Below are 14,622 nucleotides of genomic sequence, written 5' to 3'. Positions count from 1 at the left end.
ACAAATCCTATAAAACAGCAAAAGGAGGAGACTAATCCTCCTTTTGCATTATTTATATCAACTATTAGTAGCCTGGGTTCTGTGTGAGGCTACCATTACTTTTATTTATTTCCTCTTGTGGAATTGGGAAATAAGCATTTTTATCCGCATATGTTTTGCTCTTAAATACAGGGAGTATGCCGCCTTCAAATTTTGCATAATTTGCAATAACCTCTTTCGCTATACCCCAGCGTACCAGGTCGAAGAAACGATGACCTTCCATGGCTAGCTCCAGTCTTCTTTCAAATCGAACAGCTTTTCGCGCTTGATCCGCACTTGTGAATGCTGGATAGGGTTTAACCTCATATTTCGCAGCGGCGACTCCGCCCCCAGTAGTCTTCGATGGCAAGTTTGCCGCACGAAGCCGAATAGAGTTAACGTATTTTAAGGCATTTGGCAGATTACCCAATTCAACCTCACATTCCGCAGCCATTAAAATTACGTCAGCAAGTCGAATAATATTTACATCAAGATCGGTCACATAAGCAGCACCTGCCTGTGTATGAGCAGCATGTTGACTTTTTGGAATCATCGTTTTAATACCCGTAAATGGGCCACCATGCGGACGGCTTCCTTCCTCTGGCCTTAGCCATGCGTCACCAGGAAACTCCCCATAATCCAAGAAATTGACACCTCGGCGACCAACGGTGTAGTCAAGCCGTGGATCAAATTTTAAGTTCAAATCCAATTTATAATTTGCTATAGCTGTTTTATCTGTCAACAAGATATCAGAAGTATATGGATTCGTACGATAGGAATCATCTAGCATCGGAAGTCCATTTGCATCTACCTTATAAGCATTAACGAGATCAATTGAAGGCTGGTAGAAACCACAGCAACCAACAGGGTTAGTGCCATTAAGGCCACTGAGCATATCTCCCACATTCGCATTATCCCCACCACCATCGGGATTGATGGCATGCTTAGCCACTAAAAGCGCTTCGGGGCCATTTTCCTTATTTACATCATAATTATCCTGGAAAGGCATTGTTGTGATGTCACGGCTTCCAATGACATCTTTAAATAAAGTCAGAGCTTCAGTATATTTTTTTTGATAAAGGTATAGTTTCCCCAAATATGCTTTGGCAGTACGTTGATCCATGCGTCCACCTTCACCATTGATCTTGCTATCCGGTAAATTCGCGATGGCAGTTTTTAGATCACTTTCGATCATAGGTTGTACATCCTTATCATTTTTGACAACTTTTGCCTCTTCGATGCTTGTATTTTCGTCTACATATGGAATATTTTTAAAGATACGCCACAGGAAGAAGTAGTAGTGGGCGCGCAACAATTTCGCCTCACCCTCAATTTCTTTAGCACGCTCTGCTTTAATCGTTTTGCTACCGCTTTGATCTTGGCTCAACAATCGCAGCGTAGTATTTGCACGAAGTATACCTTCATAATACACCTGCCACATGGTACTCAGGTTGTCGTTAGAGGAAATCGTAGTAAAAGACTCGATCATATTCATATTTGGCTGATCGGTGATCACTGATCCCTTGTGTGCATTATCGGATGTAATTTCTCCGAAAATCCATTGGCTTGGCGCCGAACCATAGTTCCCCCAAGTGCCATTTATATTACCGTTCATAATTGCATAGGCACCAATCAATGTCGCTTCTACTCCTTTCTTTCCCTCAATCTGCTCTTCGATCAATTGCCCTTGAGGATTTTTTTCCAAAAAGCCTTTACTACAGCCAAGCATGCCTAAAGTCGTCAGTCCTAACAAACTGTATAATTGAATAGTTCTCTTTTTCATTTTAATTGCTTTATAATTCCGTTAAAAACCTAAACTTACGCCCAACATATATTGCCTAGATTGTGGGTAAACCCCGAAATCAACGCCAAGTGCTGGATAATCCGATGGTGTTGCCGATACCTCCGGATCAAGACCTTCGTATTTTGTGATGGTGAATAGATTTGTTACTCCGACATATGCTCTTAATCTTTTCACGCCTGTATTTGCACCAAAGAGTTTATCTGTAGAGAAATTATAACCAATCTGTAAGTTTTTCATCTTAAAGAAGCTTGCATCCTGTACGAAATAGCTAGAAGAAGCATACTCATTAGCCGAAACTTCTTCTTTTGTTTGCGATGGAATCATACTTGATGTATTGGTAGGACTCCAAGCATCCAATACGCGCACACTCTTTTGACCATCAAATACTCCAAAGTCTGTAAAGTAACGTGTTGCCTCATAATTCTCATTTCCCTTCGAACCATAGAAATACATCATGATATCGAAATTTTTGTAATTGGCATTGAAATTAAGCGAATACGTAAAATCCGGGTGAGGGCTTCCGATAACGGTATTATCTTTTGCGTCAATAATACCATCACCATTCACATCTTCAAATCTAAACCCGCCAACACGCGCTTTCTCGTAAGAAGGATATTGAGTCAACTCCGCTTCGTTTTGATAAATCCCCGCTACCTTAAATCCATAGAATGCACCAAAAGGTTGACCTGTTCTTAAAATGGACGTTTCCATGCTTCGGAAAGCACCGTATACAACATCGTTGATACCGGGTGCCAAACCGACAATTGTATTTTTGTTTCTTGAAATATTTGCTCCAATATCAAAGTTGAATTTGTTCGGGTCAGTTTGTTTATGATGATAATTCAACGAGAATTCCACCCCTTTATTTTGCATATCACCAATATTTACATAAGGCGAAGCCGCCCGGCCAACAGCTGTTCCCGGCAATGGCAATGCAAATAACATGTCTGATGTTTTCTTATTGTACCAATCAAAAGCACCATCAATCTTTCCTCCCAAAATTGAAAAGTCCAATCCTAAATTTAAAGAAGCAACCTGTTCCCATTTTACATTCTCATTTTGATAGTCACTGACCCAAAGACCACTTACTAATTCATTATTTATTGGATAAGAAGCCGAATTAATAGAAGTTGCATAACGCTTTAGATATTGATATGATGGAATACGTTGGTTTCCTGTAATACCGTAACCTACTCTTAATTTTAGATCATTTAACCAGCTGGCACTTTTCATAAATTCCTCTTGGGATATCCGCCACGCACCACTCACCCCGGGGAAAGTACCATACTTATTTTTTGATCCAAAGTTTGACGAGCCATCCCTCCTAACTGTTCCACTTAAGATATAGCGATCTTTGTACGAATAATCGACCTTTCCAAATATGGAAAACAAAGATCCCAACGCACCTTCACTTGCTGCCGAATTTTTGGAAGCCTGGCTCACATAAAAGAAATCCGTGCTGTTTGTAATAAAGTACCCATTGCCATTTCCTTGAACCTGGCGATAGGTATTATCAATAGCCTCCGTTCCCAACAATACATTTAAGCTATGGGTGTCATTAAAGTTAGCCTTATAGTTCAAGGTATTTGTCCAAGTCCATTCCGTATTATAACCCGAGGTCTCTGACGATGCACTGTTTGCACTACCCTCTGTAAATTCCAGATTCGGGTACGTATAACTTAAATTGTAATAATTTTCATATTTGACACCAAAGCTTGTTCTAAATGTTAACCCTTTTAATATATCATACTCTCCAAAAGCATTGCCAAAGAAGAAATTGCTTTTGTTCACATTATCTTTCGCGCGGTAAGCAATTGCTACAGGATTCTCACCATTTCCCCAGCCACCTCTAGAGCCTGCAAAGTTTCCGCCTTCATCGTATACCGGAATAATATTCTTAATACGGTAGGCAAATCCGATCGCACTTCCCTCACCAATATAATCGCCGGCTGTATTTGTATTTACACCAACACCGTGTCCTTTAGTCATGCTATACTGCATATTTTCACCAAAACGCAGTTTTTTATTAAAAGCGGAAAAATTCGTATTTGATCGTACATTGAATCGTTCGAATCCCGTATGGATAACTGTTCCTTTTTGTCCCAAATATCCTCCGGATACGGCATAAGAGGCATTTTCACCGCCCCCCACTGTATTTAACTGATAAGATTGTGTCGGCGCGTTCTGACTCAATTCTTTGAACCAGTTTGTTCCTGCCTTATTCGCTTTAGTAATTTGATAAAATTCCTCTTTGTTATCCGCATAATTATATTTGGACATATCGGCATCTGCTGGCGTTACTTTGTTGCCCGAGACATCACCAGCCAACAAATAATCAGGCAGCGGATCTTTATTATCATTTAGGTTATAAATCTGCTGTGGGCTTAACATTTTTGGGAAACGGCCGCTATTAGGCACCTGAACACCATAATACGCATCAAAATTAATCTGTGGTTTGCCAGATTTGCCAGATTTTGTGGTAATTATGACTACACCATTGTTGGCACGTGAACCGTAAATTGAAGCTGCCGATGCATCTTTCAAGACCTGCATTGTTTCAATATCGTTCTGATTTAACCAGCTCAATTTTCCTTCAAATGGAACCCCGTCAATTACATAAAGCGGTTCGTTATTATTAATGGTACTATAACCTCGGATTTTAATCTGAGGAGTAGAACCTGGAGCACCATCGGTCACAACTTGAACCCCTGTCGCTCGACCTTGTAAAGACTCTACCGCACTTGCAGCGGGAGTAGTTTTTAATTGGTCCGTATTGACTACAGCAACAGATCCCGTCAGATCCTTCTTACGTTGTGTAGAATAGCCCGTCACCACGACTTCCTCTAATGCGTCTTGGGAGGCAGTTAACGAAATAGCAAGATCAGCTTTCGACGAAACAGTTACCTCAGTACTTTTGTACCCGATGTAACTTACAATAAGCACATCGCCCACTTTTCCCTGAATGGTAAATGCACCGTTCTCGTCAGTCGACGTGCCAGTGCTACTCCCTTTCACTTTAATAGAAACACCTGTGATACCTTGACCTGTCGAAGCATCTTTCACAACCCCTTTAATAGGCGTCTGTTGTACGCTTTTGGTTTTCATCAATGAAACGACTTCAACTTTGCCATGGTTGGTTAATCCACTGGCAAATCCATGAGTGGTTATTCCTCCCCCAACGAGAAGAGAACTCATAAGCAGAAACCTCGTATTGAACTTTTGGCGCAATATGAGATCAAAACAATTTTTGTCCGCTTTTTTCATCATAATTTTACTAAATAGGTGGTTTGAAAAATTTATGTTTATTCTTTAGTTATTTAAATTGATATTGGTTTATATTTAGTTTTTGGTTATTTTTTTAAGCACAACAAAAGCGATAGTACGTTCTTGCTATCAGATTTCGATCCCTTGGTTATTTATTTTTTACTAATTTGGTTACCGAATAAAAATGTTAAAATCTGTTAAATAAATGTAAAGAATAATAAATGTAAAAAAAAAATAAAAACACCAATTAATTTACAAAACACTATAAATCAAGTTATTGTATTTTATACACTATCTAATATTGCAATACTTTCGTTACACAAATATGTAGTTCTCTTTACATCCTCCAATTCTGTAAAATTCAATCTCCCTGTCAAATATTCTACAGAAGATATAAATAAGCTAAAAGCTCCCTATATTTGTTATTGATGAATGTAAGTAATTTATTAGAACGGGCGCTCCGATTTGAGTTCCTATCCAAGGAAGAGGGCATTTTCTTATATCAAAATGCACCTACAGCTGATTTGACTTTCGTAGCCAATGAATTGCGTAAAATACAAGTACCCCATGGTAAGGTGACCTGGCAAATCGATAGAAATGTTAATACAACAAATGTGTGTATTGCAAATTGCAAATTCTGCAATTTTTTCCGCCGTCCCGGCCATGAAGAAAGTTACATCACCGATATCGAAAGCTATAAACAGAAAATAGAAGAAACTTTTAAATTCGGCGGCGACCAATTGCTACTGCAAGGTGGTCATCACCCCGATTTAGGTATTGAGTTTTACAAGAATCTTTACAGGCAGTTAAAGGCGCTTTATCCTTCACTAAAACTCCATTCTCTTGGACCTCCGGAGATTGCGCATATTTCCAAATTAGAGAACATGAGCCATATTGAAGTATTGACTCAATTGAAGGAAGCGGGTTTGGATTCTCTACCTGGAGCAGGGGCTGAGATCCTTAATGACCGTGTTAGACGTTTAATCTCAAAAGGAAAATGTGGAGGTAAAGAATGGTTGGACGTGATGCGGGCAGCACATAAAATTAATTTGCCTACTTCAGCGACTATGATGTTCGGGCACATTGAAACAATAGAAGAACGTTTTGAACACTTGGTATGGATTCGTGAGGTCCAGGACGAAAAGCCAAAAGAATCACATGGATTTATAGCATTTATTCCTTGGCCATTTCAAGATGACGGAACTTTGCTAAAGAGACTCCGCGGCATTACTAATAACGTAACAAGTGAAGAATATATCCGTATGATTGCTTTAAGCCGGATTATGCTTCCTAATATCAAAAATATACAGGCTTCTTGGCTCACAGTCGGAAAACGCACCGCACAGTTATGTCTGCACGCCGGAGCGAACGACTTCGGGTCAATTATGATTGAGGAAAATGTTGTTTCTGCAGCTGGTGCGCCACATCGGTTTACATCAAAATCTATACAGGAAGCAATTTTGGAAGCTGGATTCAGTCCCCAACTACGAACACAAAAGTATGAGTTCCGTGAATTACCAGCTCATATGGTCGAACAGGTCATTAACTACTAATACGCTACATTGAAAGACGTCATAAGAAATATTGAAGCAATTATATTTGCTTCTACAGAAGGAATCGATCTTGCCGATATCAAACAGGTTTTGCAGGAAGCTTTAGCCATCGAAGTATCCAGAGACGAACTGCGTGACTTGATAAAAAAAATTGAAACCAAGTATCAGGATGAAGATGCTGTACTCGAGTTACGCTACATTAACAATTCCTACCAGTTTTTGACAAAGGCGGTGTACCACGAATCGATTCAGCAACTTCAAAACCACAACAATAAACGAAAATTAAGTCAATCGGCGCTGGAAACACTCGCGATCATTGCTTACCGACAGCCCATCACAAAACTGGAAGTGGAACAAATTAGAGGTGTCAGCTGTGATTATTCTATTCAAAGACTTCTTGAAAAGAAATTGATCAAAATCGCCGGAAAGGCAGATAGTATAGGAAAACCATTACTTTATGCCACTAGTCAGCAGTTCATGGATCACTTTGGAATCAATGGTGTTAGAGATCTTCCGCAAATGAAAGATATCGTCACAGAAGACAATGCTATCGGCGAAACAAATGAATAAATAAAATGAAATAAATTTTTATTTTCAAAATACGATTCAACACACTGATTAACAGAAAAATAAATGACTATATTTTTTTAAAAAAAAGTTTTAAAAAATAGTTTTCTTCTCTAATTTTACAGCATTGAATAAGGAACAATAAAGTATTATTTTATGAACACGGCAACTTTAGCTAACGAAGATTTTGAAGAAGTAAAATTCGCATCTTTCAACGGTCCTGATGACGATGATGATGATTTCGATGATGATTTCGATTTAACTGAGATCGACCCGATTGGAGGATTGGATGACTTCGATGATGAAGATGAATTTTAATATTTTAGTGTACTATATCACTACCTATTAAAAACACCAAAGTATCATTAAAAGATAGGGCGTCCAATTTGATTGGACGCCTTATCTTTTGATTTACTTTACCTGATCGATCAATTTATGTAACTCCATTTTGGGAATCATTCCGCTCTGTCGCCATACTTGCTGCCCATCCTTAAACAGCACGAAAGTAGGTACGCCACTCACCTTAAAAATAGAAGCAATTTTTGAATTCTTGTCCACGTCAATCTTTATGATAGACAAATCGTCTTGATAAAATTCCTTAAGGTCCTGTAAAATCGGCGCCATAGTCTGGCATGGACCGCACCAAGTGGCAAAAAAATCCACTAGAACCAGCGAATTTGATTGAATAATCTGGTCAAAAGTAGCCATTATTGATTCTCCTTTTCTTCATTTTGCAATGCTTTATACCCGCCTTGGATATTGCATATATTTTTAAATCCTTTCAAGCTTAAAATAGATAAAGCTACTGTACTCCTGTATCCCGATTGGCCACATATATACAGCTGCTGATCATCTTTTCTAAGCTTAAAATCAAAATTAACTAAAGCTGTTAAGGGAATATTCATTGCATTGTCAATATGTCCACTTTTAAATTCTTTCTCTGTCCTTACATCTACAATATGACCCTGAACTGATTTTTTATCAAATTCCTGTGCTCTAATGTTACGTATAGACGCTACAGTCTCTTTACTCTTCCATGTTTCAATCCCCCCTTCCAAAACTCCAACAATATGGAAATACCCTAATTTTATCAAATGATCGATGACAGCCTCACTATTTTCCAAATCAGTGATTAGCAAAAACTTTTTGGTCTTTGGTGGGGAAAACTTGCGTGAGAAAATGATCAAACGGGCCTTCAAAACTAATATTAATAGAATTTGGGACGAATCCCTCCAAAAACTCGTCGCACGATCGGGTATCAAGCATCTGAATATTTTCAACATTACACAGCTTTTTAAACTTATTCAGTGTTAATAGGGGCGGATTGGAAGGGAATTGTTGTTGGATACCTTGGCGTAATTTTGGTTTTGCCTGCAATTGCCTTTGATTAAACACGGATAAAAAACAAATGCAAAATAGTGAGATAAAAAATCTATACATATATTCTTTTATTTAAAAGGAATAAGGAGCTTTTCCAATTCCTCAATTTTACCATTATATATATTGAGATCAACATTTCCCTGAATCCCTTGTACGGTACCTTTTTCAGAAAATTGCCAGAAAGTCCAATGCTCTTTGGGGTTCTCGACCCAAAAATTGTAATTTGCAATCCACAAGGTATAAGCTGCAAATTCCTTTTCCAGAAAATCACTATAAAACTTATCTCCGGAATAAAGAATTGGTTTTACCTTATAGTGGGTTTCTACTTCATCAAGCCAACGTCTTAGCCCAACTTTCAAACTATCCATAGATTGTTGTTTGGGATGCTCCTCAATATCCAAAACTGGTGGCAGGTCTCCAGGTTGAAGTTTAACCTTTCGAATAAAATTTTTAGCCTGCTTCACTGAGTTCTCGTTGGGTCTGAAATAATGATAAGCTCCTCTCAAAATCGCCCTATTTTCTGTTTTACTCCAGTTTCGGCTAAACTTATCATCAATTCCTTTTTCACCCATTGTCGCCCTGATAAACACAAAGTCTATCGGAAAGTGATCATTAATGGTGTTTACATTTTGCCAATCTATTTCTTCCTGATAGGTAGACACGTCTATGCCAAACACCTTATCATCGTGCTTGCTCATAATCTCAATATTACGAATATCATATTTAGCTTCCTTCGTCAAAGACTTGTCTTTGGAAGTAGCCATGCGAAAATAGTATATAATTCCAGCCCGATAATGCCACACAAAAAAACAGAGGAAAAACACCACCATTCCTGCTATCATCCAAATCCACCTTGTTCCACTAACCTGACTTCCTTTTGTACTTGTTTTCTTTCTTTTTGATCGCTGTTGTGCCATAGCACGATGAAGTTACGGCAATAGCAATTAACTCGCAAAATTTTCGCAACAATTTATATTTTTGTGTATGATCGTATACAACCCCAAAGACTGGCTTTCGGCAACTTTCAAATTGCATAAATCAGATACTTTCAAAAAGTTACTGCCATTCCTTATTTTAATTGCTTTTTATTCCTGGGCGATAGCCTTTGTAGAATTGGAATTCCTTAAATTAAATGAAAAGAGTTGGGTAAAGAATATTACCATCGTCCACAATCTCCTTGGTTTTGTCATCTCGCTCTTACTTGTTTTTCGTACAAACTCGGCCTATGACCGTTGGTGGGAAGCCCGAAAACAATGGGGTAATTTAACCAATGTCAGTAGAGCCTTGTCCTATAAATTGAATGCAATGTTAGAAACGGATGATAAGGTTAACCGAAGTTTTTTCAGAAAAGCAGTACCGCTATTCGCTGAGACACTTTATGATTTCTTAAGATCGGACTACACCAAGTTTATGCTAGATGAAAATGAACATCCCGAATTGAAGGCATTGGATAATAAAAAGCATGGACCAAACCAAGTGTCAAATATGATCTTTCACAAAATCAACGATCTTTATAAAGCCAAAACAATAAGTGGCGATCAACTTATTATCCTAAATGAGGAAATAGTTGCAATGACGCATGTTTGTGGCGCCTGTGAACGAATTAAAAACACGCCGATTCCTTTGGCCTATAGTGCATTTATTAAGAAGTTTATTATTTTCTATACCATGACCCTGCCTGTAGGTTATGTTTTTTCGATTGGTTATTTTGTTGTAATTGCCGTCCCCTTTATCTTATATGTTTTGGCGTCTCTTGAATTGATTGGAGAATCCATTGAAGAACCATTTGGTATAGATCAAGACGATTTACCTATCGATAAAATTGCTGCCAATATCCGAAAGCATTGCCTTGAAATTATACCTGCATAAGCTTTTAGAAAAATAATCTAGCTCATTTTCAAACGCTAAGCCTATCTCCGAGAAATAAGTTTTGTAAATCTATTCAGAATTTCTACTTTTGTCGCGGAGAGTTGGCAGAGTGGTCGAATGCGGCGGTCTTGAAAACCGTTAACTGTCACAGGTTCGGGGGTTCGAATCCCTCACTCTCCGCATAAAAAGCCTTTCAGAAATGAAAGGCTTTTTGCTTTTGCTCCTTTATTCTCCCCCATCAAAAGATCAATTTTCTTATCGTACCATTCCATTCGAATTATCAGAGCGTTACCTACAAGAAAACAACATTTCACACAACTCTTCCTAGCCACATGCAATCTTTTTCACTTTTTTCATTCCTTTATGTAATAATCTGTAATTCATAACATCTAATAGGCACAATATTCTAGAAAACCATAATTACTAATTTTAAATTCAATGCTTATGAAAACTATTGTTCTTCGCATCAATAAAGATCTACCGAACTATTTAAGCCATTTCACCAAAGTCGGTATTTCAATACTTTTACTCATAATTTGCGGATCGGCATTTGCACAAAAAAAATATGATTTTCAAGTCAGCATCTATGGAACAAGAACACCAATCATTCTTACTCCAGGATATAGCTGTAGTGGAACCGTATGGAGAGAAACTGTCAATCACTTAAAAGATAAATACGAATGTCACGTGTTTACACTTCCTGGCTTCGCAGGACAAGCAGCGATTAAAGAAGCATTGCTTGAGACTATGCGCAATGAAATCATAGCATATACAAAGGCAAAAAAATTGCAAAATCCGATTCTTCCAGGCCATAGTTTAGGAGGCTTTTTGAGTCTCTGGATCGCAAGCAATGCACCCTCCCTATTTCAAAAAGTTATCGTTGTGGACGGAGTACCGTTCTACCCGGGTATGCAGACCCCAAATACAAGTGTAGAGGAAGTGAAAAAGTTTGTCGATAAAGATGCGCTTATCGCACAATTTACTTCAATGGGAGACCAGCAACTTAGTGTAAATGCTGAAAATATAACACGACAGCTGGTATCCGATTGTATAAAAGCCAAAACAATAGCCGAATGGCAAATACAGAGCGATAGAGTTACATTAGCATCTGCTTTTTATAAAATGATGACAACGGATATCCGTCAGGATCTTGCTAAAATTACCATAGCCGTTTTGGTACTGGGTAGTAAGTACGAAACGCTGGAAAAATCGCAGCAGATACTTTCCAAGCAATATAAGTATGTGAAAAAGCTACCTTTACACAATACCAACAGTAAGCATTTTATTATTCATGATCAGCCAATATGGTTTTTTAAAGAACTAGACACATTTTTAAAATAACCCGATGACCAACAAAGAAAACTTTGAGATTATTTACAAAGAATATGCACCGGCCATCCGCAAGCTATGCCTCAGTTATACTGGAGACCGAGATAATGCAGAAGATTTAATTCAAGAGACCTTCATTACTGTATGGAAAAAACTCGACAGTTTTCGCAACGATGCCAAATTGGGTACCTGGATCTACAGAATAGCGATCAATAATTGCTTGACGAGTATGCGAAAAAAACATCAACATTTAAAAAAAATGACCGACACAAGCTGCATCGAAATACCAGAGGAATCATCGTATGACAAAGTACAGCAGATTGATATGCTGTACAAATGCATCAGCAAACTAAAAGAAGCTGATAGGGTACTAATCACATTGGTATTAGATGAAAAACCTTATGAGCAAATAGCAGAAATTACGGGAATTACAGAGAATAATCTCCGTGTAAAAATCCATAGAATTAAAAAAGAATTAACCGAAATTTTCCATAAATATGCAAGACTTTAACGATTTACAACATCTTTGGAAACAGGATAGCAAACAAAATATCTTGTCTCCAAACCACCTGAGTAAGGTCAAAAACTTTCGTCAAGAATTAATAAGGAAAGAAATAGCCGGTGCTGTTTTATTGCTTGTAACAGGTTTAATTATTCTTGCTCTGGCATATTTTCTTGATTTTAGGCATAAAACGCTCTCATTGTACACATCGATGTTTATCGTATCCTTCCTTTGCTTTATACAGGCATACTTAATGTTGACTACTGCACGTAAAATCAAACAGATCAACGAAGCAGCTTTACCTACCGAACATTTACAACAGTGGCAAAAGTTTGATTCCTTTCGAAAGAAAAGAATTCATTGGAATATGCCGATTTATCATCTACTTCTCGGGATAGCGATCTCGATCTATCTTAGGGAAATCCTAGCGGGTGCTAGTTTCCAATATTATTTACTGACTTACCTTCCAACCTATAGCTGGATTCTATTTTCATACTTTTATCTGGGTAAAAGACAACTCGCTAAAATTGACCGATCAATCAACGAAGTTATTTTTGAATTACAGGAGTTAGAACGACAGTTCGGGAATTGAAAAATCGGATGATGTTTGCTCCTTAAAAATACGTTCATGATTACTTTTTAAATTGGAATAAATAACCTTAAAACAATATTATGATCGCATCTAAAAGCGGACATATCGTCCAAAGCAGAGTCCGCTATCTCCAATATGACATCTTAAGGTGGTCAACCACTAAAAATAACCAACTAGTATTCAGGTACATTTCTATTTAAGAGTCCTAAAACTGCTTTTAAACACAGAAAAATGTAAAATAAGTTTTGTAATTCTACCCAAAATTTCTACTTTTGTCGCGGAGAGTTGGCAGAGTGGTCGAATGCGGCGGTCTTGAAAACCGTTAACTGTCACAGGTTCGGGGGTTCGAATCCCTCACTCTCCGCAGAAAAAGCCTTTCAGAAATGAAAGGCTTTTGGCATTTTAGCCCAATTTATTCCCTTAGTCTTTCTTAAGAACTTACCTCAAGATATATCCTTTACCACGTATAACCGTGATTTTTATATTGGGAACAAACTCCAATTTTTTACTATGTTTTGGTTCGGAAAATTCTAATGAATTTCAACAATTGAAAAGTCTGAAAGTAAACGACAAAATAACTTTAAGGAGTCGTAGTGTCATTTACGCGCCTAAGTATTCGTATCCAATAGTAGCGGGCGACTATGTACAAAGAGATAACAAAACAATTTATAAACGCACCCCTGACCAAGGCGGTTGTTAAGTAACTACCCACCACTCCGCAAGAAAAGCCTATTAGCATTGAAGGGCTTTTTTGCACAGCACTAGAAAAACTTCGACAGCATAGCAAGCGCCCTAAATTGATTGAAAGGACAAAATGACAAGAGAATTGGTCAAATCGGATCAACAACTAACAAACTAAAACATAGCATAAAAAAAGTGATTAACAACAATTAAAAAGAAAAACGCAGTAAGTTCTTGAGAAAAATCGTAGTTTTTAAAAAATACTGTGGAATCTATTCTTCTTTGACATCATAATAGTGAGTGATAACAACGTGTTAACCTAAAAATGACAATCATGGCAGAATTAAACCAAAAAACGCAAGAAACGGGAAAGAAAAAAATAAGAAGCAGAAAAATGGCTCCTAAAGTAGATTTAACAGCCATGGTAGACCTCGCATTTCTTCTCATTACATTCTTTATGTTGACCACAACATTAAATAAACCATCTGCAATGGATATTGCTATGCCAGACAAAAGTAAATCAGATGTAGAAAGTTCGGTTCTTATTGATGAAAACCGCACGGCGACCCTCATTCTAGGCGAAGGAAAATTCATGTGGTATCATGGGGATTTTAAAAAACCGATCAGCTCTTCAAAAGTGCCGGTAGATATCGAGAAAGGGCTCTCAGGCGTTATTGCACAGTTAAAAGCTAAGATAAGCTCTATGCCCGATACAAAGGACATGATTGTATTGATTAAGCCTAGCAAAGAAGCGCGCACAAAAGATGTTATTCAGACGATCGATCAATTGAAGGGTCAGCATATTGCACGTTATGTGATCAGTAAAACACAAATCGAAGAAGAAAAGCAACTGCTCACTGTGCTCCAGTAGCATTGATTTCAGCAATGTCCTATCCATGCATTGAAACAAGCTATTGAGCGAGCCTTTCATAGGTAAAATCAATTAATTTCATCAAAAGACATGGGAATGATTTATATCTATAAAATAGACAATAATAAGTTTACCGAAAGGTCGTATAATCGATCTTTCGGTAGATTCCAGGGGAGTGTAAATTAAACTGTG

Annotated in this window: 14 protein-coding genes and 2 tRNA genes; 10 read left to right on the top strand and 6 right to left on the bottom strand. The window is 37.8% G+C overall.

Annotation, left to right across the window (positions count from 1 at the left end; translation table 11 throughout):
- Positions 1–64 precede the first annotated feature (64 nt).
- A complete protein-coding gene (locus tag B2107_RS21135) occupies positions 65–1,801 on the bottom strand; it encodes a RagB/SusD family nutrient uptake outer membrane protein (RefSeq protein WP_293957741.1) in 1,737 nt (578 codons plus the stop codon).
- Positions 1,802–1,822: 21 nt separating this feature from the next.
- Entirely contained in the window at positions 1,823–5,017 is a 3,195-nt protein-coding gene (locus tag B2107_RS21130; protein ID WP_293957740.1) for a SusC/RagA family TonB-linked outer membrane protein, read from the bottom strand.
- 497 nt (positions 5,018–5,514) lie between these two features.
- Between B2107_RS21130 and mqnC the strand changes: the two genes are divergently transcribed.
- The 3 genes from mqnC (at position 5,515) to B2107_RS21115 (ending at position 7,524) form a co-directional block, all read left to right on the top strand.
- Positions 5,515–6,639, top strand: a complete 1,125-nt coding sequence (gene mqnC / locus B2107_RS21125; protein ID WP_293957739.1) for a cyclic dehypoxanthinyl futalosine synthase — start codon at positions 5,515–5,517, stop codon at positions 6,637–6,639.
- Between the two features lie 9 nt (positions 6,640–6,648).
- The gene (gene scpB / locus B2107_RS21120) at positions 6,649–7,209 is read left to right on the top strand and encodes an SMC-Scp complex subunit ScpB (protein WP_293957738.1); all 561 of its coding nucleotides are present in this window, start codon (positions 6,649–6,651) and stop codon (positions 7,207–7,209) included.
- Between the two features lie 153 nt (positions 7,210–7,362).
- The gene (locus tag B2107_RS21115; RefSeq protein ID WP_293957737.1) at positions 7,363–7,524 is read left to right on the top strand and encodes a hypothetical protein; all 162 of its coding nucleotides are present in this window, start codon (positions 7,363–7,365) and stop codon (positions 7,522–7,524) included.
- 93 nt (positions 7,525–7,617) lie between these two features.
- On the opposite strand, the gene trxA is transcribed toward B2107_RS21115, so the two are convergent.
- The 4 genes from trxA to B2107_RS21100 are packed head-to-tail and all read right to left on the bottom strand — an operon-like array spanning position 7,618 to position 9,503.
- Positions 7,618–7,914, bottom strand: coding sequence for a thioredoxin (gene trxA, locus B2107_RS21110; RefSeq protein ID WP_209578861.1), 297 nt, complete (start codon positions 7,912–7,914; stop codon positions 7,618–7,620).
- The gene (locus B2107_RS21105) at positions 7,914–8,330 is read right to left on the bottom strand and encodes a rhodanese-like domain-containing protein (RefSeq protein WP_293957736.1); all 417 of its coding nucleotides are present in this window, start codon (positions 8,328–8,330) and stop codon (positions 7,914–7,916) included. Before B2107_RS21105 ends, trxA begins: the two co-directional genes overlap by 1 nt.
- A 1-nt stretch (position 8,331) precedes the next feature.
- Positions 8,332–8,646 carry a rhodanese-like domain-containing protein gene (locus B2107_RS21990; protein WP_409529658.1) on the bottom strand — a complete coding sequence of 105 codons (315 nt, stop codon included), beginning with the start codon at positions 8,644–8,646 and terminating at the stop codon, positions 8,332–8,334.
- Positions 8,647–8,654: 8 nt separating this feature from the next.
- The gene (locus B2107_RS21100) at positions 8,655–9,503 is read right to left on the bottom strand and encodes a glycoside hydrolase family 25 protein (RefSeq protein ID WP_293957735.1); all 849 of its coding nucleotides are present in this window, start codon (positions 9,501–9,503) and stop codon (positions 8,655–8,657) included.
- Between the two features lie 67 nt (positions 9,504–9,570).
- On the opposite strand from B2107_RS21100, the gene B2107_RS21095 reads away from it, so the two are divergent.
- The 7 genes from B2107_RS21095 to B2107_RS21065 all read left to right on the top strand — a co-directional run bounded on the left by B2107_RS21095 (position 9,571) and on the right by B2107_RS21065 (position 14,430).
- Positions 9,571–10,455 (top strand): bestrophin family protein, encoded by an 885-nt coding sequence (locus B2107_RS21095; protein ID WP_293957734.1) that lies wholly within the window; start codon positions 9,571–9,573, stop codon positions 10,453–10,455.
- 95 nt (positions 10,456–10,550) lie between these two features.
- Positions 10,551–10,635: transfer RNA gene (locus B2107_RS21090), tRNA-Ser, on the top strand.
- A 264-nt stretch (positions 10,636–10,899) separates the two neighbouring features.
- The gene (locus tag B2107_RS21085) at positions 10,900–11,796 is read left to right on the top strand and encodes an alpha/beta fold hydrolase (RefSeq protein ID WP_293957733.1); all 897 of its coding nucleotides are present in this window, start codon (positions 10,900–10,902) and stop codon (positions 11,794–11,796) included.
- A 4-nt stretch (positions 11,797–11,800) separates the two neighbouring features.
- Positions 11,801–12,295 carry an RNA polymerase sigma factor gene (locus tag B2107_RS21080; protein WP_293957732.1) on the top strand — a complete coding sequence of 165 codons (495 nt, stop codon included), beginning with the start codon at positions 11,801–11,803 and terminating at the stop codon, positions 12,293–12,295.
- Entirely contained in the window at positions 12,282–12,878 is a 597-nt protein-coding gene (locus B2107_RS21075; RefSeq protein WP_293957731.1) for a hypothetical protein, read from the top strand. Before B2107_RS21080 ends, B2107_RS21075 begins: the two co-directional genes overlap by 14 nt.
- 279 nt (positions 12,879–13,157) lie before the next feature.
- Positions 13,158–13,242 (top strand) — tRNA-Ser (locus tag B2107_RS21070).
- Positions 13,243–13,893: 651 nt separating this feature from the next.
- Positions 13,894–14,430 (top strand): ExbD/TolR family protein, encoded by a 537-nt coding sequence (locus B2107_RS21065; protein ID WP_293957730.1) that lies wholly within the window; start codon positions 13,894–13,896, stop codon positions 14,428–14,430.
- Positions 14,431–14,622: the final 192 nt, after the last annotated feature.

Origin of the sequence: Sphingobacterium sp. UBA7855 (assembly GCA_002500745.1) — a bacterium.
Classification (GTDB): Bacteria; Bacteroidota; Bacteroidia; order Sphingobacteriales; family Sphingobacteriaceae; genus Sphingobacterium.
This window is presented reverse-complemented; position numbering and strand designations above follow the sequence as displayed.